This is a genomic window from Salinispora fenicalii (genome assembly GCF_000514815.1).
Classification (GTDB): domain Bacteria; phylum Actinomycetota; class Actinomycetes; order Mycobacteriales; family Micromonosporaceae; genus Micromonospora; species Micromonospora fenicalii.
In genome coordinates this window covers 274,402-294,287 of the sequence record NZ_AZWQ01000009.1, presented here as the reverse complement: position 1 = coordinate 294,287, position 19,886 = coordinate 274,402, and the positions used below count along the sequence as shown (strand labels likewise).

The window sequence follows — 19,886 nt, the reverse complement described above, 5'->3', positions numbered from 1 at the left end:
GCGATCCGCCAGCGGTCATCGTGTACGGCCAGTCACTGGCGGATCGCGTTGATCAACCTACGTCCCTATCGCCGGGGCGAGAGGACTCCTGCTCACACCCGGACCAGCATCTTGCCAAGGTTCTCGCCGCGGAGCAGGCCCAGGAAGGCCGCCGGAGCGTTCTCGATGCCGTCAATGATCGTCTCGTCGTAGCTGAGCTTCCCGTCGCGCAGCCAGCCGCCGACCTCCTGCACGAACTGCTCGCCCAGCTGCCCGTGGTCGGAGACGATGAAGCCGCGCAGGGTGAGCCGCTTGCTGATGATCATTGCCAGGTTACGCGGGGCGGCCGGCGGCTCGGTCGCGTTGTACTGCGCGATCATCCCGCAGATCGCGGCCCGGCCGTTCTGCCGCATCGCACCGATCGCCGCCTCCAGGTGCTCGCCGCCCACATTGTCGAAGTAGACGTCGATCCCGTCCGGCGCGGCGGCACCCAGCGACTCTCGCACCGGGCCGTCGCGGTAGTCGAAGGCAGCGTCGAAGCCGAGCGCCTGCAGCCGCTCGACCTTGGCCGGCGAGCCGGCGCTGCCGACCACCCGGCCTGCGCCGCGAAGCTTGGCGATCTGGCCGACCATGCTGCCCACCGCGCCGGCCGCCCCAGAGACGAAGACGGTCTCCCCCGGCTGCATCGCGGCGACCTCGAGCAGTCCGGCGTACGCGGTGAGCCCGGTCATTCCCAGCACCCCGAGGTACGTGCTGACCGGGGCGAGGGCAGGGTCGACCTTCCGGACGGTCGTTGCGTCCAGCAGCGCGTACTCCCGCCAGCCGAGCCCATGGAGCACGGTGTCGCCGAGGGCGAAGCCGTCGGCCTCGCTCGCCACCACCTCACCGACCGCCCCGCCGTCGAGCGGTGCGTCCAGCGCGAACGGCGGGACGTAGGACGCAACGTCATTCATCCGTCCCCGCATGTATGGATCGACGGAAATGAAGGTGTTCCGGACCACGATCTGCCCCGGACCCGGGGTGGGGATGTCGGTGGAGACCAACCGGAAGTTCTCCTCGGTCGGCCAACCCTGCGGCCGCGAGGCTAGCTGGATCTCACGGTTGGCGGTATTGCTCATGATTGCTACTGCTCCTTGTGTTGATGGATCGTGCTGGTGATCCGAGTGAGAGCGTCGCGCAGGACGACGAGATCGTCGGCGCTGAGCCCGGTCGCCTGCGCCAGCTGCCGAGGAACCTCGGCCACGCGTTCGCGCAGGGCCCGCCCCGCCGGCGTCAGCTCCACCGCCACCCGTCGCTCATCAGCCGCCGACCGCCGCCGGACCACCAGGCCCGCCGCCTCCAGCCGCTTGAGCAGCGGGGAGAGCGTTCCGGAGTCCAGCTGCAGCCGGGCGCCGAGGCCAGAGACCGTCGGCGGCTGCTCCGGTTCGCCCTCCCAAAGCACCAACAGCACGAGATACTGCGGATAGGTCAGCCCGAACTCGGCGAGGATGGGCCGGTAGACATCGACCATGGCGCGCGACGCGGTGTAGAGCGCGAAGCACACCTGCCGCCGCAGCACCAAATCATCGGTCACTAGAAAAATGTAGCGCGCAGTTCAGTTGTGCACAACCGAACTGCGCGCTACGTGCCATCCTGGCTCCGCAACCACCGGCACGAGGGACAACACACCACCCGCTGGCGGGCGTTGCCGGTGGAGGGCAGCACGGCAAGGGCACCGGGCGGAAACAGGCGTCGGTCAATGCCCGCCGGTGCAGATCCCGGAGGGCTTGGGAAATCTCGGCGCGGTGGAATCAGGCGTCCGCCAGCGTCCGCCGGGTGAAATCAGGCGTCCGCCAATGTCCGCAACGCCTCGGCCACGGTGAAGGCACCCGCGTACAGCGCCTTGCCGGCGATTACCCCCTCCACCCCGGCCGACTCCAGGGCGGCCAGCGCGCGCAGATCGGCCAGGGTCGAGACACCACCGGACGCGATCACCGGAGCGCTGGTACGGGCGCAGACCTCCCGGAGCAGCCCCAGGTTCGGCCCACGCATCGTGCCGTCCTTGGTGATGTCGGTGACCACGTACCGGGAGGCACCGGCCCGGTCCAGCCGCGCCAGCACCTCCCACAGGTCGCCGCCGTCCCGGGTCCAGCCCCGGGCGGACAGGGTCTGCCCACGCACGTCGAGGCCGATCGCCACCCGGTCGCCGTACTCGCCGCAGACCCGATCGCACCACTGGGGATCCTCCAGGGCGGCGGTGCCAATGTTGACCCGAGTGGCCCCAGTCGCCAGCGCGGCCCGCAACGAGGCATCGTCCCGGATCCCGCCGGAGAGTTCCACCCGCGCGTCCAGGCGACGCACCACGTCGGCGAGGAGCTCCGCGTTGGAGCCCCGACCGAAGGCCGCATCCAGGTCAACCAGGTGAATCCACTCCGCTCCGTCCCGCTGCCACGCCAACGCAGCATCGAAAGGATCGCCGTAGACGGTCTCGCTACCGGCGGCGCCCTGCACCAACCGGACCGCTTGCCCGTCAGCGACATCAACGGCGGGCAACAGGGTGAGGCTCACAGAAAATCTCCTCGGATCAGGAACGACGGTCCAAGGCGATCACCACGATCGCCGGCAGTACAAGCAACAGGAGCGCGACCAGCCCGAACCGCAACGCAAGATCATCTACCAGGGTCCAGATCATCAGGATCACGGCCACCGTCGACAGCACGATCGCGGCGCGCTCGCCTCGGGTCCGCCGAGGCAGTCGGCCGATCCGCCCCCGGCGTACCGTCGGGGTTAGCCGACGAAGTAGCGCCCGCCGCTGGGCCCGCCGGGCGCGCTGCCGCTGCCGCACCGCCCGCTGCTGCGCGGCCTCCGCCTCCCGAACCGCCCGACGCCGCGCCCGCTCCTTGCTCACCGATACCCCCCAGCAGGACTGCCAGTCGCCGGCTGGGCGTCCGACGAAAGCGTGCCCAACCAGTTTCGCAACAGCGCGGCACCAGTGTCGGCGGACTTCTCCGGATGGAACTGGACGGCGCTGAGTGGACCCCGCTCCACGGCCGCCACAAACTCCGCCCCATGGTGGGCGGTGGTCACGGCGACACCGGCAGCGGCCAGCGCGGCCACCTCGCCCGCCGCATAGGAGTGGACGAAGTAGAACCGGCTCTGGGCCAGGCCAGCGAAGAGCACCGAATCGGCCGGCGGAGCGACCGTGTTCCAGCCCATGTGCGGCAGCCGCTGCGCCGAGAGTCGACCCACCTGCCCGGGCAGGAGCCCAAGACCATTGGTCACCACACCGTGCTCGGCACCGCGCTCGAAGAGCACCTGCATGCCAACGCAGATACCGAGCACCGGACGGCCGGCGGCGACCCGCTCGACAATCACCGGACCGGCGCCCAACTCCGCTATTCCCGCCATGCAGGCGGCGAATGCCCCGACACCGGGGACTACCAGGCCGTCCGCATCAGCAGCAGCGGCCAGGTCGGCGGTCACCGTCACATCCGCGCCGGCCGCCGCGAGGGCACGCTCCGCGGAACGGAGATTCCCCGACCCGTAGTCCAGCACCACGACCCTGCTCACGAACCCTCCCCCGGCAGCAACCACAGGCCACCGGCGACCGCCGCCAACATGGCCAGCGCCGCGGTAGTGAGCACCGCACCGCGCGGCGCCCCCTGCCGGCGCAACGAGAGCGCCCCGCCGACCAGCACCCCGGCCAGAATCAGCAGCAGGATCGGTAGCACCCCACCCATCAGCGCCAGCCTCCACTCACGACCACGGTCCTCACAGTCTCCCCTTCGTGCTGGGCACCACGCCGGCAAACCGCGGGTCCACGGCCGTCGCCTCGCGCAACGCCCGGGACACCGCCTTGAACTGCGCCTCCACCACGTGGTGGGCGTCCGGGTGCCCGCCCGGCCGGGCCGCCCGCAGCACGTCAACGTGCAGCGTGACCCGGGCCGACTGCCCGAAGGACTCCCAGACATGCCGGGTCATGCTGGTCGGATAGACCGGTCCGATGTACGGGGCGAGCGACGGCTCGTCGTGCACGACGTACGGCCGACCCGAGAGGTCAACGGCGGCCCGGACCAACACCTCGTCCATCGGAACGGTAGCCGAGCCGTACCGCCGGATGCCGGCCCGGTCACCCAACGCGCGGTCGACCGCGGAGCCCAGCGCCAACGCCGTGTCCTCCATCGTGTGATGCGCATCGATGTGCAGATCACCGACGGTGTGCACGGTGAGGTCAAACCCGCCGTGCCGGGCAATCTGGTGCAGCATGTGATCATAGAAACCGACACCGGTCTCGATATCGGCCTTGCCGCTACCGTCGAGGTCGATCTCGACGAGAACCTTGGTTTCCTTAGTGACCCGCTCGACCCGGGCGGTACGACTCATGACGAAAGCTTCTCCACAGCGATCAGGAAGGCATCGGTCTCGGCGGGAGTGCCGGCGGTGACCCGCAACCAGCCGGGCAAGCCGACATCGCGCACCAAAACCCCGGCGTCGAGCAGGACCTGCCATGCGGCGCACTGGTCCCCGCCGACCTCGAACAGCACGAAGTTGGCGTCGCTGTCAGCGACCCGGTAACCACGGGCCCGGAGCTCGGTCACGATCCGGTCCCGCTGCACCTTGATCGCCGAGACGGTACTCAACAGCTCGTCGCGGTGGGCCAGGGCGGCCCGCGCCGCCGCCTGAGTCAGCGCCGACAGATGGTAGGGCAGCCGGACGAGTTGCACGGCCGCTACCACCGCCGGGTCAGCGGCCAGGTAACCCAGCCGGCCGCCGGCGAACCCGAACGCCTTGCTCATGGTACGGGTCACCACCAGCCGGGGATGGTCGCTCAGCAGCGACAGGGCGCTGACCGTGCCGGCCCGGGCGAACTCCGCGTACGCCTCGTCAACCACCACCATCCCCGGCGCTTCGGCCAGCACGGCAGTGACCACGGCCAGGTCCAGGACGGTGCCGGTGGGATTGTTCGGCGAGCAGAGAAAGACCACGTCCGGACGGTGCTCACGGACCTGTGCCACCGCCTCGGCGACGGTCAACCCAAAGTCGACGCCGCGCCGGGCCGGAGCCCACCGGGTGCCGGTGCCAAGCGCCAGCAACGGATGCATCGAGTACGCCGGCAGGAAGCCGAGCGCAGTCCGTCCCGGTCCGCCGAAGACCTGGAGCAGTTGCTGGTGCACCTCGTTGGAGCCGTTGGCCGCCCATATTTGATCAAGCTCGAAGCCAGCACCCAGGTACGCCGCCAAGTCACCACGGAGCGCCACCGCGTCCCGGTCCGGGTACCGGTTGAGATCCCGCAACTCGGCGGCGATCGCCCTGCCGATCGTCTCGGCCACCGCATCCGGCACCGGGTATGAGTTCTCATTCGTGTTCAACCGAACCGACACGTCCAGCTGCGGCGCCCCGTACGGGACCAGCCCGCGTAGGTCCGCCCGGATCGGCAGATCGTCCAGGCTGGTCACGACGCTCCCTCCGCCAGCCGAGCGGTGACCGCCTGGCCATGTGCCGGCAGGTCCTCCACCGTCGCCAGGGCAACCACGTGCGGCGCCACGTCCCGTAGCGCGTCCTGCGTGTACTCCACCAGGTGGATACCGCGCAGAAAGGACTGCACCGACAAGCCCGACGAGTGCCGGGCACAGCCCCCGGTCGGCAACACATGGTTGGAGCCGGCGCAGTAGTCGCCGAGCGACACCGGCGACCAGGCACCGACGAAGATCGCCCCAGCGTTGCGCACCCGCAGCGCCCACTCGCGGGCATTCTCGGTCTGGATCTCCAGATGCTCCGCTGCGTACGCGTCAACCACCCGCAGCCCGGCCGCCAGGTCCGCAACGAGGACGATGCCGCTCTGCTCCCCGGTGAGCGCGGTACCGACCCGCTCGGTGTGCCGGGTCGCTGGTACCTGCCGGGCCAACTCCTGGTCCACCGCGTCGGCCAGCTCCACCGAGGGCGTGACCAGCACGCTCGCCGCGAGCGGGTCGTGCTCGGCCTGGCTGATCAGGTCGGCGGCCACATGCACCGGATCGGCGGTGTGGTCGGCCAAAATCGCGATCTCGGTGGGCCCGGCCTCGGCGTCGATGCCGACCACGCCCCGCAGCAACCGCTTGGCGGCGGTGACCCAGATGTTGCCCGGGCCGGTGATCAAATCAACCGGTGTACAGAAGGCGGTGCTATCGGGGTCAACCGAACTGCCGTACGCGAGCATCGCCACCGCCTGCGCGCCGCCGACGGCGTACACCTCGGTCACCCCGAGCAGGGCACAGGCGGCGAGTACCCGCGAGTCGGGCAACCCGCCGTTGTCCTTGCGCGGTGGACTGGCCACGACCAGCGAACGCACCCCGGCCTCCTGCGCGGGCACCACATTCATGACCACCGTTGACGGGTACATCGCCAGACCGCCGGGCACATAGAGCCCGACCCGATCAACCGGGACCCAGCGCTCGGTGACCGTGCCACCCGGTACGACCTGCGTGGTGTGATCGCTGCGGCGCTGCGCGGCGTGCACCCGGCGGGCCCGGTCAATTGACTCCAACAACGCAGCGCGGACCTGCGGGTCAAGCGTCCCCTCGGCCTCGGCGATCGCCTCCGGCGAGACCCGCAGGACCTCCGGCGAGACCCCGTCAAACCGCTCGCTCGCCGCGCGGATCGCCGAGTAGCCATGCTCTTGCACCTCCGTCACGAGCGGACGTATCTGCTCGACTGCCGCGGAGACATCGAGCCGGGCACGGGGCAGCAGGCGGCGCGGGTCACGAACCCCGCCACGTAGGTCGATCCGGTGCAACACCCTTGCGAGTCTAGGCGGCTCGGGTCCGCGCTGACCGGCAGCGCCCACACGACGAGACGATGAGCCGAGACACGCCCTCCGGCGGCGGATCGGGCTACCCTCGACCCGTGACTGTGCGGCTGCCGGTGTTCCCGCTCGGGACCGTTCTCTTCCCCGGCCTGGTGCTGCCGCTACACATCTTCGAAGACCGATACCGGGCGCTGGTGCGCCACCTACTCACCCTGCCGGAGCAGCGACCACGTGAGTTCGGCGTGGTGGCGATCCAGGCCGGCTGGGAGGTCGCTCCCACCGCGCCGGGCGGCCGCCCATTGCCCGACGACGACGTCACGCTGCACGAGGTGGGCTGCACCGCCGAGCTGCGACAGGTGACCGAGCTTCCGGATGGGGGCTACGACATCGTCACCGTGGGTCGGCAACGGTTCCGGATGGGTACCGTCGACCGGGCCAGCGCGCCCTACCTGACTGCCGAAGTCGAGTGGTTGCCCGAGCCGCACCCCCCGGACCAGGCCGATGAGCTATCTGCCCAGGTGACCGCGGTCTTCCGGCAGTACCTGGGCCTGATCCGCGCCGACCCGGAGGAGGAGGCCTCGGAGCAGCTCCCGGAGGATCCGACGGTTCTGTCGCACCTGGTCGCCGCGACGGCCGCACTGACCCTCGCCGACCGACAGCGGTTGCTCGCCATCGACGGTACCGCCGCCCGGCTCCGCGCCGAGCTGCGGCTGCTCACCCGCGAGGCGGCTCTACTGCGCCAGGTCCGGGCGGTTCCGGTGCCGCTGAAGGAGTTGGCGGCTCCCCCGACACCCAACTGACGCCCGGCCCGGATGGCCAGTCGGGCGTTGACTCCGGGCGCAACGACGGCCAACGGGACCAGCCCGCCAGCAGGGTGTAACCGACCGCCGCGCCAAACGCCGGCAGCAGCACGTTGCCGTACGGCACCGGCAGTGGACCCCACCAGTCCACTCCCCCGGCCCGCAGCTGCGCGGGTTGTCCGAAGGTCTGCCCCTCCGCCGCGGTCGCCAACAGATGCTCGAAGGTGGCCAGCCCCACCCGTTGGCCGACCTGCCAGGCGACCAGCGCCGCGCCCAGCGACCCAAGCACGGCGGCAGCGAGTCCGATCGGGCCCCGGGAGCGGCGCAGCAGAAACCAGAGGCCGACCGCGACCAAGACGCCGAAGCCGAGACCAAGCAGGCTGAACCAACCGTCGGCCGCGATCGGCTGCTCCGGCTGCGACTCGCCGTAGACAGCGCCCGACGCGGTCTGCACCACCGGGGTATCGGGGGCGAGCGTGGCCCAGAGCAACCCCAGCGGGACACCGAGGATCATCACCCCGAGCGCTCCCGCCGCCGCCCACCAGAGCTGTGGTCGGAGCCCGGGCCCCGGCGCCACGGCAACAGGCGGCGCCCCGTACCAGGTCAACGAGGCGGGCGGCACCGGCCCGACGGCCGAAACACGATCCTGGTACGGCGAGGTGGGGCCATCGCCCGGCGACTCGACGTACGGCGGTACGGCCCCGGCACTAGGCCGGTCCGGGTCGGGGGTGTCCGCGCTCACCCGGTGATCCTCTCAGGAGTGGCGGCGCCGTGGGGCGCCGGTGGACGACACGCCCACTCAGCGGGCGAACGGCTCCAGCATCACCGCGGCGGCGCTCAACCACGCCTCCCGGGTCGCCGGCTGGAGCTGGCCGTACTCGATTGACGAGCCGGACTCCAGATTCGGGTCGTACGGCACCACGGTCACCGCCCGAGTCCGGGTAGCGAAGTGTCGTTCCAGGTCGACGCGGAGCTCACTGTGCCCCGGGGTCGGGCACGAGATCAAGGTCACCGCGTTGTCGGCCAACTCACCCATGCCCACCTCGTGCAGCAGGTCAAGCATCCAGTCAGCACTGAACGCGGCGTCCTCCCGCGGCACTGTGGTAACCACGAGTTGGTCGGCAGCCTGCATGACGGTGCGCCAATTGGGGCTCTCCACGTTGTTACCGGTGTCCACACAGATCACGTCGTGGGTACGGCGGAGTAGCTCCAGCACCCGCCGGACAGTGAACTGATCGAGCCGCTGGGCGAACCGGGGACTCTCCTCACCCGCCAGCACGTCGTACGAGCCGTCCGAGGCATGCCGGAGATAGTCGTCGAGCTGATCCAGCAGCTCCGGCCCATCCTTGATCTCGATGTGCGCGAGGTCGCTGATCAGATGTCGGATGGTACGGGCGTGCCGGGCGCTGCCCGCACGCAGCCCGAGCGTGCCTCGTAGCTCGTTGTCGTCCCAGGCCAGCACACCCCGGCCCCGCACGCTGCCGACGGTCGCAGCGGCCAGCACAGTCGCAGTGGTTTTGTGCACGCCACCCTTGGGGTTCGCGAACGCCAGCACACGGGGACTACCGAGCTCGCCCCGCAGTACGGTGGCCGCGCGTTCCGAGTCACTCGCCGCTGCGGGCTGCCGCCATTCCACCCGGGCGTAGCCCCGGCCGACCGCAGCCTGGTATGCCGCCTCGGAGCGATAGTCGTTCTCAGCCCGATTCCCGGGATCAGCTTGGTACGCCGGCTCGGCGCGATACGCCGGCTCAGAGCGGTACCCCGGTTCGGAGCGATACGCCGGCTCAGAGCGGTACCCCGGTTCGGAGCGGTACGCCGGCTCAGAGCGGTACCCCGGTTCGGAGCGGTATGCCGGTTCGGAGCGATACGCCGGCTCAGAGCGGTACGCCGGCTCAGCGCGGTAGCCGTTCTCGGCCGGCGGCGCATGCCGGTATCCGTTGTCGAGCAAGGCGTAGCGGGACTGCGCCGGCGGTGGCTCCGGTTCGGAGTAGCGAGGCTCCGGCCCCGGAGCCACCGGGGTCCGGTAGCCCGGATCAGCCCCATACGCCGGCTCGGCCTGGAATCCGTGCTCGGCCCGGTACGCCGGCTCACCCCGGTGCCCCGCGTCCCGCGGATCAGCCCCGTAGGTACGCGTCTCCGCGCCATACGACAACTCGGCGGGCGGCAAACCGCCCGGCACGTGCGATCCGGTTGCCGGCACGCGGGCCGCGTAGCCGTTACCCGCGGCCCGTCGAGGCAATGGCTCAGCAGGGGCCGCAGGCCCCGAACGGTCCGGCCCGGCCGGCTCAGCCGCGCGGCTACCGAGCCGCGCCCGGTCGAGCAACGCCCGCCACCGCGGTGCCGGTTCGGCCGGCTGGCCCCAGCCGGTCTCGCTGCCCTCCACGGCTCGCCCTCCCAGCTTCATGCTGCCCCGCCTGACAGGCTACGAACGAAAGCCTATTAGGGCTATACCGGTCCGCCTGCCGCCGGGCCGACCTCGCCATCCGAAACCGGCTCAGATGCGCCGCTGTCGACCGCGTTCGCCGAGGTAGTCGGCGTGGGCGGCGCCCCGGCCGAGTGGGTAGAGCTGGCCGAAATCGATGGTGACTTCCTCGCCTCCGGGACCGGATCGACAACGGGTTCCTCACTCGGCGTCGGCGTTGGCGGGTCCGGGATGGCCGGTTCGAATTCCGGAGTGGGGGTGACCGAATCCGGTTCCTCCGGGGTGGAGGGCACCGGCGTGGGGGTGGTAACCGGATCCGGGACCACCGGGTCCGGAACAACCGGGTCCGGAACAACCGGGTTCGGGACCACCGGATCGGTGACCACCGGATCGGGGGTGGTCAGATCGGCGTCCGTAAAGGGGTGCGCGACCAGCTCCTGCTCTGGCAGAGGCGGGGTGAAGACGACCCGGTCCAGCCGACGCACCTCCGGCGCGGGGTCAACGACCCGGACGGCCGGCTGAGACGCCACCTGTCGCAGCTCGACCGGCTCCGCGCGAACCACCGCCGCGTAGACACAAGCGCACCCGCCACGGTATGCCGTGGCTTCGGCCTCCGCCATCTGCGCCGCGCTGAGATACAGCTCGCGCTGCTCGCGCTGCTCCGGTCTCCCATCACTGACCGCGGCGGCCCGGTCCCGATAGTCGCCCGCCTCCCGTTCCTTACGAGCCGCCAGGTCAGCCATGGCGGTGATCACGTCACCCGGCAGGCCCGGCACGTCGAGCCGGACAACCTCGGTCTGCCGCTCCGGTAGTGGCACCCGACCGATGACAGCGGCGAGCGGCACGTCACCGAAGACGTTGGCGGCCTGATGCGGCGTCAGATATGCCGACAGCGAGACCAGCGCGAAGGTGTCATTCTCCAGGGACGGGGCCGCCGTCGGCAGCGCCGCCAGGTCATCCGTGGCGTCCTGCAGGTAGCCGGGAATGGACTCCCCAGCGGCCACCCCGACCCGGGTCACCTCGTCCGCAATGGGGGCACCGACCTTCGGACCACCAATCCCCCACACCGCGGTGCCCGTCACCGCAAGGCAGGAGAGCAGCACAGCCGCGAGGAGGACCCCGGGTTGAGCAGGGCCCTGGGCCAGCCGGTTCGCCGCGCCCATGAGATGGGGCAACAGCCGCTGGTCCAGCTGGCGCAGCAGGTCACCGGAGCGCACGGACGGAGATCCTCCTCCTCGCGTTGGGTTGGTCAGGTCATCGCCACACTCATTCCCGCAGGATTTCCAGCGCGCGATCCAGATCGTCAGGGTAGTCGCTGACGAAGCAGACCTCCGCCCCTGTTCGGGGATGGCGGAACCCCAACTCCCGGGCATGGAGCCACTGCCGATCCAGGCCGAGCCGCTTGGCGAGGGTGGGATCGGCTCCGTACGTGAGGTCACCCACACAGGGGTGACGCAGCGTCGAGAAGTGCACGCGGATCTGGTGCGTGCGGCCCGTCTCCAGCCGTACGTCGACAAGGCTGGCCGCTGGAAACGCCTCAAGGGTGTCGTAGTGGGTGATGCTGGGCTTACCGCCCGAGACAACCGCCCAACGGTAGTCGTGGTGTGGGTGCCGGTCGATCGGAGCATCGATCGTGCCGCGCAATGGATCAAGATGCCCCTGCACCACGGCGTGGTAGCGCTTCTCCACCTCGCGGTACTTGAACGCCCGCTTCAAGACGGTGTAGGCCTGTTCGCTCTTGGCCACCACCATGATCCCGGTCGTGCCGACATCGAGCCGGTGCACCACGCCCTGCCGTTCGGCGGCGCCGCTAGTGGCGATCCGGTGGCCGATCGCGGCAAGCCCACCGATCACGGTCGGTCCGGTCCAACCGGGACTGGGGTGGGCGGCCACGCCGACCGGCTTGTCCACCACCACGATGTCGTCGTCGGCATACACGACGCGCAGGCCGGACACCACCTGCGGCACGACGGCCGGCGGAGCCGCCGGCCCCGGCAGTGTCACCTCCAGCCAGGACCCAGCCCGAATCTTGTAGGAGTTAGCCCGCACCGTGCCATCGACCAGTGCATCGCCGGCGTCAACCAATGCCGCCGCGGTCGTCCGGGAGAGCCCGAAGAGCCGCGCGACGGCCTGGTCGAGGCGGAGTCCGTCGAGCCCGTCCGGGACTGGCAGCGATCGTTGGCCACCGCCCGCGTACGCCGCCGTCATGCCTGCTCCCGCGACACGGTGGGGGCCGCCCGTCGCCCATCCCGGCCGAGCCGCCTGCCGTCACGCTGGCGGCCGGTCAGTTCCAGGAACACCGCGAGACAGACGCCGCAGACCAGTGCGCTGTCGGCCACGTTGAACACCGGAAATGCCCGGCCGTACGGCTCGAGGACACTGATCATGTCGACCACGTGCCCGACGAACCAGCCCGGAGCACGGAAGATCCGGTCCATCAGGTTCCCGAGTGCCCCGCCAAGCACCAGCCCCAACGACACTGCCCAGGGTACGGAGCGCAGGCGCAGCGCCGTCCAGAGAATCCAGCCGATCACGAGGATGGTGATCAGCGAGAAGATCCAGGTGTGGTCGGCGCCGATGCTCCACGCCGCACCGCTGTTGCGGGTGAGGCTGAGATAGACCAGGCCACCCAGGAGCTCGACCGGCTCCCGGCCCTCCAGCGCCTGTAGTGCCAGATGCTTGGTCACGAAGTCGAGCGCCAGCACGGCAAGGCCGATGCCGAGCAGGATCGACGCGGCACGGCGCCGGGTCGTCGCACCGTCGGCAGCACGGTCCGCCTCGACGGCACCGTCCGCCTCGATGGCACCGTCGGCCTCGACGGGCCCATCCGGCCCGGGGGCCGGACGGCCTACCGGCTCGGCGGATCCGGTGGGCCCGGCCGCCTCGGCGCGGCCGGATCCCGGGGTCGGTCCTGCGGTCATCTGCTCCCCATCGACGCTCGCGGCGGCGGACGCCGCCTCACCGGGCTGCTGGGAAGCGAGGTCTCAGCGCCGCTCCGCCAGCTGCTTACAGGTCACACAGAGGGTCGCCGACGGGAAGGCAGCCAGCCGCTCCACCGGGATCGGGTTACCGCACCGCTCACACCAGCCGTAGCCACCCTCATCGAGCCGCTCCAGTGCCCGCTCGACCTGCGTGATCCGTTCCAGGATGCTGTTCGCGAGGGAGATCTCCTGCTCCCGCTCGAACGTCTTGGTACCAGTGTCGGCCTGGTCGTCCCCGGCCGAGTCGGTCAGCCGGTCGCGCTGCAGCTCGGTGATCTCGCTCAACGTCTGATCATACTCGGCACGAAGCTCGTCTCGCCGTGCTGCCAAGGCTGCCCGGATCTTCTCGGTCTCCGCTGCGCTGCGGGTGGACTTGGTCGCCGGCTTACGGCCGGCGGTCCTGGTGTCGGCTGGCTTCGCCATCGTCGCTCCCTTAGCCGCGGAGCCGCGGAGGACCGCGGCACCTGGACAGAGGCCGCCGCGTTCGGCGCCCCCAGGTACAAAACGGGCGCGCAGCCATATGGCCGCGCACTCCGGAGGTTCGCAAGGATACGGAACGTACAGGCGTCCGACAATGTGGCGCACCGACGCCCTGACGCCCACCCCGAATTTACTCATCTCGGGCAAAAAGAACGCTAGCAGACCGATCGCTCCGGCCCTCCTCGTAATCGCCAACTCGACGCCGCCCGCCACTGCCAGCCAGCGGTCCGCAGCCAACCAGCAGCGCCGCTGCCCTACCCAGATCGGGCAGGTCAGGGCGACGGGAGCGGAAGCTGCGGCCGGGCCAACTACCAGGGGCTAGGCCCAACGACCAGGGGGCGGGCCCCAATTACCAGAGGGCGGGCCCCAACTACCAGAGGGCCGGCCCCAACCAGGGAGTAGGCCCAACCACCAGGGGCGGGCCAAGTATTGAGGCCAGGGCACAGGCCGGCCTGATCCGTTAACCGAACAGATAGTCGACGTGGCCACTAGCTCGCCGGGTCGAGGCACCCGGCTGACCCGCCCTATCCGTCGCGGAGTCGGTGCAGCGCCTCACTAATCTCGGCGCCAACCCCACCAACATAGAAGATCTTGTTTCGGCTGACCGTCCCAACACCCAGCGATACCGCTGCTCGCCGGATTCCGAGCGCTTCGGCGAGGGCACGGCGCGCCGCCTCGGTGGCCCGCCCGTCCACAGGTGGTGCCGTCACCGCAATGACGAGAGCAGGGCCGTACGGACCCAGGTAGCAGCCGCCAACGCGGGACCGAGATGATCCCGGTTTGATCCGGACCGCGACGGTCAGCGACTCACTGGCGCGGGCGTCTGGCGCCTCAGGCACCGGCACCGCCGCTGGCGATCTGCCCTTCCTCGGCCAACAAGGCGGCAACGGGGGCGCATGGGATACAAGGGGTAAAGCCGAGGTCTATCGCCTCTGCGACAGGAAGCGGCTCGGGCTCGCCGAGTAGCCGCGAACAGCCAGCCAAGTGGTAGTCGGAGTGGCCGTCGACCACCCACACCTCCCGGTCCATTCGGGCCAGCCGCGCTGCCTCCGCAGGAGAAACCGCCGGTGGAGCTGGCCCGTCGTCCGCAACCGGTTCGACGCCTGCGACCGGCAGCCCGGGTGGTTGCCGCCACCCGGTGCCACCATGGTCGATCGGCGGGGGAGCCTGCTGGCCAGGAAGCAGGAAGCCGTCCGGCTGCCGGTAGGCACTCCCACCGCCTCGATGAGCCTCGGACGGGGTCCGCTCTGCTGCGGCTCGGGCCGCGGCTGCCTGGCGGGCACCCACGACCAGCGCAACGGCGGCCAGCAGGCTGGCCGCGATGGAGACAACCAGCAGGATGCTGGATCCATCAGCGAGGCCAGCTACCAGCAGCACCACTGCAACGAGAATGAGCAGGATACTGGCGACTATCAAAGCCCACCCCCGCGTCTCGTTCCGATTCTGAGCGAGACCGGGCAACCGTCAGTACGACGACCGCCGGCCGGTGTTGTCAGCGACCGGCTTCCAGCGCACCCGAGCGACCGCCGCCGTAGGAGCCGGCGAGACCGGCTGCGGCGAGGCCATTGCCACCACCGGCGCGCCCGCCACCGTCGGTCCGGTCAAGCTCGACCTCCGGACCCTGCCCACGGCTGTCAAGGTCACGCAGCTGACTCTCCAGATACGCCTTGAGGCGGGTGCGGTACTCGCGCTCGAACTGCTTGAGCTCCTCGATGTGCTTCTGCAACGCGGTGCGCTTGGTGTCCAGGCCACCCATGGCCTCCTGGTGGCGCTGCCGGGCGTCCCGCTCCAGGGCGTCGGCCTTGGCCCGCGCCTCGCGGGTGACCTCCTCGGCCTTGGACCGAGCCTCGGAGAGCACCTGGTCGGCTTCCCGGCGGGCATCGGTGACGTGATCGTCGGCGGTCCGCTGGGCCATCATCAGCACCCGGAGCGCCTGCTGCTCACCGTCGCCGCCGGCCGGCGCGGCACCGGCGCCGCGAACCTGCTCCAGCTCCGCCTGCATCGCGCGGGCTGCCTGCTCGGCCCCGGCCTTGTCCCGCTGGACCCGGTCGAGCTGGGCCTTCACGTCGTTGAGCTCGGCGGCGAGCCGGGCGTCACCGCCGGGGCCGACCGGACCGGCGGGGCCACCGCCACGGCCACCGCGCTCCACCTGAGCACGCAGCTCGTTGTTCTCCTCGATCAGACGGGCCAGCTCACGCTCGACCTCGTCCAGGAAGGCATCGACCTCCTCCTCGTCGTACCCCCGCTTGCCGATCGGCGGCTTTTTGAAGGCGACGTTGTGGACGTCGGCCGGGGTCAGCGGCATCGAAACTCCTCGGGTCAGTTGCGGCCGCGAAAGCGCATCGGTCATCCAGCGGTACTTATGATCGACGGCTCTAACACGAACTCCATCAGCACGATCAGGATAACCAGGAGCACAAGGGAGGCCAGGTCGATGCTCACGGTACCAATTCGCAGCGGAGGGATCACACGCCTCAACGCGTGGAGCGGGGGATCAGTGACGCTCCACACGGTTTCCAGTCCCGCCGACGCCCCACGCCCTGGTTGCCAACGTCGGCCGTACTGGAGCACAGCGCTCAACACAAATCGGGACAACAGGAGAAGAAAAAAGACAAACACGACCAGATAAAGAACCTGGAGCAGGATTGACAGCACGGCTGGCGACGTCCCTTGCACTCGGGCTGATCAACTGAGACTGAAGAAGCCGCCCTCAGCGATCTTGGCTTTGTCCTCCGCGGTGACCTGGACATTGGCCGGCGACAGCAGGAACACCCGATTGGTCACGCGCTCGATCGTACCGCGCAGCCCGAACGCCAGCCCGGCGGCGAAATCAACCAGTCGCCGCGCATCCGCCTCATCCATCTCCGTCAGGTTGATGATAACGGGGACACCGTCTCGGAAGTGCTCACCGATCGTCCGCGCTTCCCGGTAGGTTGTCGGGTGCAGCGTGGTGATCTGGTAGCGCTGCTCCTCCTCCACCGGCACCCGTTCCCGGACCGGCGCCTGCGGCGCCAAGGCCAGGTTGTCGCGGGTGTGATAGGTCAGGGCTCCGGACGACTCGGGGGCGGACCGGGTGATCGACCGGACGCTAGTACGCTCGACCCGCTCCGGCTGCTCGTCTTCCTCGCGGTGATCCATGTCACTCGACCGCGCCGCAGTCCGCTCCAGACGCCCCCGGTCGCCAAGCCGCGAGCGGGGCGGAGCGGCCTCGTCGCCCTCTTCGTCGTCGTCTCCAAAGTCCTCGGAGTATCGGCTCGACCGATACCGCGACTCGCGGTATCCACCCTTGTCGTAGCCACCGTCGTCGTAAGCCCGCTCGTCGTCCTCCTCGACCAGACCGAGCCAGACCCCCGCCTTGCGCAGCGCACCCATCCCGCGCCCTTCCCGTCCGCCCTACGGCACGCACCCCCGTGCCGCGTCGCCTGCCGCAAGTGGATCATTTCTGCTCGCCGGATCGACACCCCCCAGGCGCGCGCTTCGCGTCGCGCGCCAAACCGACGAGAGGAATGCCACTCCCACCAAACAACACCGATGTAATTTGCTCCTGGCGGTCAGGCTACCCCAGCGTGGGGCGCATTCCGAGTAACGCGCTACCCACCCGGACATGTGTCGCGCCGTGCCGGATCGCCGATTCCAGATCCCCACTCATGCCAGCCGACAACAACGTCGCCTGCGGATGCTGGACCCGGAACCCGGCCGCGACCTCCGCCAGCCGGGCAAACGCCCGGTCCGGCTCCCAGCCCAGCGGCGCCACCGCCATCAACCCACTAAGCCGCAGCCCGTCCGCACCAGCCACCACCTCGGCCACCGGATCGAGTCCCGCGTCCGGGTCCGCGGACCCAGGCAACGCGCCGCCACGACCCACCGCCCCATCGATGCTGACCTGCAGGAACACCTCCAACGGGCAGTCTCGTTCTGCTGCCGAGGCTCGATCGAGCGCCCGGGCCAACCGGACGCTGTCGACCGACTGCACCACATCGGCGTACCGGACCACCGACTTCGCCTTGTTCCGTTGCAGCTGACCGATGAAGTGCCACCGGGGCGTCACCCCCGCCGCAGCCACCTCGGCCGCCTTCGCCCCGGCCTCTTGGTCCCGGTTCTCCCCCACCTCGGTGGCCCCGAGCCCAACCAGGGCAACAACGTCGCTCGCCGGGTACGTCTTGGTCACCGCGATCGTGACCACCTCCCCGGGGTCTCGACCGGCAGCCGCACAGGCGTCGGCGATTCGGGTACGGACTCGGGCAAGGCCAGCTGCGAGCTCGGCGTTCCGGCTGGCGGGCGCCGCGGCGGGGGTGTTGGTCATCGGCAGGACTCAGGAACCGTTCTTGAGGAAATCGGGAACATCGACATCGTCGAAGAGAACCCGACGGGGCGACTGCTGCGGGGCGGGGGCGGTGGGCGGCGCCGGAACCGCTGGGGTGGCCGGTGCCGGCTGATTCTGATTCGTCTTGCGGGCCGGTTCGGCCGCCTTGTATGCGGGCGCGCCTCCATCAAAGCCAGCAGCGATGACGGTGACCCGCACCTCGTCACCGAGGGCGTCGTCGATAACCGCACCGAAGATGATGTTGGCTTCCGGGTGAGCCGCGTCGGTGACCAGTTGCGCCGCATCGTTGATCTCGAACAGTCCCAGGTCGGACCCGCCGGCAATCGAGAGCAGCACGCCGCGCGCACCATCCATGCTCTGCTCCAGCAGCGGGCTGGAGATGGCCGCCTCGGCCGCCTCCACCGCCCGGTTCTCACCCCGGGCGCTACCGATTCCCATCAGTGCGCTGCCGGCACCGCTCATGACACTCTTGACATCGGCGAAGTCGAGGTTGATCAGACCGGGAGTGGTGATCAGGTCGGTGATCCCCTGGACGCCGGAGAGGAGCACCTGGTCCGCGGTGCGGAAGGCATCCATCATGGAGATGTTGCGGTCACCGAGCGCGAGGAGCCGGTCGTTCGGGATCACGATCAGCGTGTCGCACTGGTTCCGCAGCTCGTCAATGCCGGCCTCGGCCTGCACCTGACGGCGCTTGCCCTCGAACGAGAACGGCCGGGTGACCACGCCGATGGTGAGCGCGCCGAGCTTGCGGGCGATGTTCGCCACCACCGGAGCTCCGCCGGTGCCGGTGCCGCCGCCCTCACCACAGGTTACGAAGACCATGTCGGCGCCCTTGAGGACTTCCTCGATCTCGTCGCGGTGGTCCTCGGCCGCGTTCTTTCCGACATCCGGGTTGGCGCCGGCACCCAGACCACGGGTCAGTTCGCGACCCACGTCGAGCTTGACATCGGCGTCACTCATCAGAAGCGCCTGTGCATCAGTGTTGATCGCGATGAACTCGACGCCCTTGAGCCCAACCTCGATCATTCGGTTGACGGCATTCACGCCGCCGCCACCGATACCGACGACCTTGATGACCGCCAGGTAGTTGTGCGGAGGTGTCATCTGAAGGTCCTTTCCCCCTCGAGATTGGCATGGGCCGCGCCACTCGGCTTGCCCAGGATCAACGGTTGACGACGCGGTCATCGCCAGCGCTCGGGTGTAAACCCTCACCCTCTACTAGAGGGTTAGATTTATGTCAACCACTGATCCTCTTCGGGGCAACGTAAGCGCCGCCGCCCAATGTGCCAAGCAACCCGGCGGCGTGTCGCCGTGGTGGGCCGATCACATTCACCGGACGGTCACCACACCCGGAGCGCTGACATCGATCGTGGCTTCCGCTCCGTTCAGCAACGCAGTAGCGACTCGCGCCTTGTCCGCCCCTCGGGTGGCGTCCCCCCACACCACCTGCCGCTCATCGCGCAGGTGAAGCGTGACCCGGGCCAGCCCTTCGACCGTGATGTCCACGAGCTCACCCCGCAACTGCGGGGTGAGCTCGGCGAGCACCGCCAGCGCGGCCTGGGTCTTCGGATCGGCCGGACCAGGCGATGCCAGCCGGATCACCGGTAGGCCGTCGGGGGGAGCCGACAGCCGACGGAAGACGAACCCGGCAGCATCCACCACGAGAAACTGGTCCTCCTGCGGCACCACCGCCGCACCGGTCCGCTCGGTCAGCCGGACCACGAGGACATCCGGCCAGTCCCGCTTGACGTCAACCCGTTCGACTGCCGGCAGGCCACCGATGCGCTTCGCGGTAGCCGCAAGGTCCACCCGGGCCAGCGGCGTGCCGTCGGGCACACCGGCGGCATCGCGCACCTCGACCGAGGTCACCAACTCGGCTCCCTCCACCCGCACCTCACGCACCCCGAATAGGCCAGTGCCGACCAGCACCCAGCCGACCAACCCGGCCAGCGTCAGCCCACCCGCCACGAGCGCCCAGGGCAGAACCGCTCGCATTCGGCGCCGCCGGGCACGGGCCATAAACCGTCGGGCTGAGTTCGGCACCGCGTCCCGGCCGGCCCGAACCAGCTGCCAACGACGGACCGGCCCCCGTCGGCCGGCGCTCCCCTCCACCCCGGAGGTACGCCGACGCGTCGGC

At 69.8% G+C, this 19,886-nt stretch carries 24 protein-coding genes; 1 reads left to right on the top strand and 23 read right to left on the bottom strand.

Translation table 11 applies throughout. The features are described from left to right. Positions 1-92 precede the first annotated feature (92 nt). From B116_RS0102900 to hisD, 9 genes are all read right to left on the bottom strand, one after another. Positions 93-1,097, bottom strand: coding sequence for an NADP-dependent oxidoreductase (locus tag B116_RS0102900; RefSeq protein WP_018721551.1), 1,005 nt, complete (start codon positions 1,095-1,097; stop codon positions 93-95). Positions 1,098-1,102: 5 nt separating this feature from the next. Next, positions 1,103-1,552 (bottom strand): MarR family winged helix-turn-helix transcriptional regulator, encoded by a 450-nt coding sequence (locus B116_RS0102895; RefSeq protein ID WP_018721550.1) that lies wholly within the window; start codon positions 1,550-1,552, stop codon positions 1,103-1,105. Positions 1,553-1,800: 248 nt separating this feature from the next. Then, the gene (priA, locus tag B116_RS0102890) at positions 1,801-2,526 is read right to left on the bottom strand and encodes a bifunctional 1-(5-phosphoribosyl)-5-((5-phosphoribosylamino)methylideneamino)imidazole-4-carboxamide isomerase/phosphoribosylanthranilate isomerase PriA (protein WP_018721549.1); all 726 of its coding nucleotides are present in this window, start codon (positions 2,524-2,526) and stop codon (positions 1,801-1,803) included. Between the two features lie 16 nt (positions 2,527-2,542). Continuing rightward, positions 2,543-2,866 carry a hypothetical protein gene (locus B116_RS0102885; RefSeq protein ID WP_018721548.1) on the bottom strand — a complete coding sequence of 108 codons (324 nt, stop codon included), beginning with the start codon at positions 2,864-2,866 and terminating at the stop codon, positions 2,543-2,545. Then, on the bottom strand, positions 2,863-3,528 hold the full coding sequence (gene hisH / locus B116_RS0102880; protein WP_018721547.1) for an imidazole glycerol phosphate synthase subunit HisH: 666 nt from the start codon (positions 3,526-3,528) through the stop codon (positions 2,863-2,865). The genes B116_RS0102885 and hisH overlap by 4 nt, the downstream gene beginning before the upstream one ends. Continuing rightward, a complete protein-coding gene (locus tag B116_RS27750) occupies positions 3,525-3,698 on the bottom strand; it encodes a hypothetical protein (RefSeq protein ID WP_018721546.1) in 174 nt (57 codons plus the stop codon). Before B116_RS27750 ends, hisH begins: the two co-directional genes overlap by 4 nt. Before the next feature lie 31 nt (positions 3,699-3,729). After that, positions 3,730-4,341 carry an imidazoleglycerol-phosphate dehydratase HisB gene (gene hisB, locus B116_RS0102870; RefSeq protein WP_018721545.1) on the bottom strand — a complete coding sequence of 204 codons (612 nt, stop codon included), beginning with the start codon at positions 4,339-4,341 and terminating at the stop codon, positions 3,730-3,732. Next, complete coding sequence (locus B116_RS0102865) at positions 4,338-5,414, bottom strand: histidinol-phosphate transaminase (RefSeq protein WP_027659164.1); 1,077 nt, start codon at positions 5,412-5,414, stop codon at positions 4,338-4,340. Before B116_RS0102865 ends, hisB begins: the two co-directional genes overlap by 4 nt. Continuing rightward, entirely contained in the window at positions 5,411-6,733 is a 1,323-nt protein-coding gene (gene hisD / locus B116_RS0102860) for a histidinol dehydrogenase (RefSeq protein WP_018721543.1), read from the bottom strand. The genes B116_RS0102865 and hisD overlap by 4 nt, the downstream gene beginning before the upstream one ends. Before the next feature lie 107 nt (positions 6,734-6,840). On the opposite strand from hisD, the gene B116_RS0102855 reads away from it, so the two are divergent. Next, the gene (locus tag B116_RS0102855) at positions 6,841-7,542 is read left to right on the top strand and encodes an LON peptidase substrate-binding domain-containing protein (protein ID WP_027659163.1); all 702 of its coding nucleotides are present in this window, start codon (positions 6,841-6,843) and stop codon (positions 7,540-7,542) included. Here the strand turns inward: B116_RS0102855 and B116_RS0102850 are convergent. The 14 genes from B116_RS0102850 to B116_RS0102785 all read right to left on the bottom strand — a co-directional run bounded on the left by B116_RS0102850 (position 7,457) and on the right by B116_RS0102785 (position 19,861). Continuing rightward, positions 7,457-8,284 carry a DUF2567 domain-containing protein gene (locus tag B116_RS0102850; RefSeq protein WP_027659162.1) on the bottom strand — a complete coding sequence of 276 codons (828 nt, stop codon included), beginning with the start codon at positions 8,282-8,284 and terminating at the stop codon, positions 7,457-7,459. The genes B116_RS0102855 and B116_RS0102850 overlap by 86 nt on opposite strands. A gap of 57 nt (positions 8,285-8,341) precedes the next feature. Then, the gene (locus tag B116_RS28055; RefSeq protein WP_027659161.1) at positions 8,342-9,946 is read right to left on the bottom strand and encodes an AAA family ATPase; all 1,605 of its coding nucleotides are present in this window, start codon (positions 9,944-9,946) and stop codon (positions 8,342-8,344) included. Positions 9,947-9,987: 41 nt separating this feature from the next. After that, positions 9,988-11,181 carry a hypothetical protein gene (locus tag B116_RS0102840; protein WP_027659160.1) on the bottom strand — a complete coding sequence of 398 codons (1,194 nt, stop codon included), beginning with the start codon at positions 11,179-11,181 and terminating at the stop codon, positions 9,988-9,990. 49 nt (positions 11,182-11,230) lie between these two features. Next, positions 11,231-12,172, bottom strand: a complete 942-nt coding sequence (locus B116_RS0102835; protein ID WP_027659159.1) for an RluA family pseudouridine synthase — start codon at positions 12,170-12,172, stop codon at positions 11,231-11,233. Beyond that, positions 12,169-12,885, bottom strand: coding sequence for a signal peptidase II (lspA, locus tag B116_RS0102830; RefSeq protein ID WP_027659158.1), 717 nt, complete (start codon positions 12,883-12,885; stop codon positions 12,169-12,171). Before lspA ends, B116_RS0102835 begins: the two co-directional genes overlap by 4 nt. Before the next feature lie 63 nt (positions 12,886-12,948). Then, entirely contained in the window at positions 12,949-13,368 is a 420-nt protein-coding gene (locus tag B116_RS0102825; RefSeq protein ID WP_012014414.1) for a TraR/DksA family transcriptional regulator, read from the bottom strand. A 581-nt stretch (positions 13,369-13,949) separates the two neighbouring features. After that, positions 13,950-14,270 (bottom strand): DUF167 domain-containing protein, encoded by a 321-nt coding sequence (locus tag B116_RS0102820; RefSeq protein WP_018721536.1) that lies wholly within the window; start codon positions 14,268-14,270, stop codon positions 13,950-13,952. Continuing rightward, positions 14,257-14,805 (bottom strand): hypothetical protein, encoded by a 549-nt coding sequence (locus B116_RS0102815; protein WP_188115983.1) that lies wholly within the window; start codon positions 14,803-14,805, stop codon positions 14,257-14,259. The genes B116_RS0102820 and B116_RS0102815 overlap by 14 nt, the downstream gene beginning before the upstream one ends. 112 nt (positions 14,806-14,917) lie before the next feature. Continuing rightward, positions 14,918-15,730: a DivIVA domain-containing protein gene (locus B116_RS0102810; RefSeq protein ID WP_018721534.1), complete on the bottom strand. Its 813-nt coding sequence runs from the start codon at positions 15,728-15,730 to the stop codon at positions 14,918-14,920. 41 nt (positions 15,731-15,771) lie between these two features. Further along, the gene (locus B116_RS0102805) at positions 15,772-16,080 is read right to left on the bottom strand and encodes a YggT family protein (protein WP_018721533.1); all 309 of its coding nucleotides are present in this window, start codon (positions 16,078-16,080) and stop codon (positions 15,772-15,774) included. Positions 16,081-16,110: 30 nt separating this feature from the next. Continuing rightward, entirely contained in the window at positions 16,111-16,797 is a 687-nt protein-coding gene (locus B116_RS0102800; RefSeq protein ID WP_018721532.1) for a cell division protein SepF, read from the bottom strand. Between the two features lie 184 nt (positions 16,798-16,981). Beyond that, complete coding sequence (locus B116_RS0102795) at positions 16,982-17,728, bottom strand: YggS family pyridoxal phosphate-dependent enzyme (RefSeq protein ID WP_018721531.1); 747 nt, start codon at positions 17,726-17,728, stop codon at positions 16,982-16,984. A gap of 9 nt (positions 17,729-17,737) precedes the next feature. Continuing rightward, on the bottom strand, positions 17,738-18,853 hold the full coding sequence (gene ftsZ, locus B116_RS0102790; RefSeq protein ID WP_018721530.1) for a cell division protein FtsZ: 1,116 nt from the start codon (positions 18,851-18,853) through the stop codon (positions 17,738-17,740). A 225-nt stretch (positions 18,854-19,078) separates the two neighbouring features. Then, positions 19,079-19,861, bottom strand: a complete 783-nt coding sequence (locus tag B116_RS0102785; RefSeq protein WP_027659156.1) for a cell division protein FtsQ/DivIB — start codon at positions 19,859-19,861, stop codon at positions 19,079-19,081. Positions 19,862-19,886: the final 25 nt, after the last annotated feature.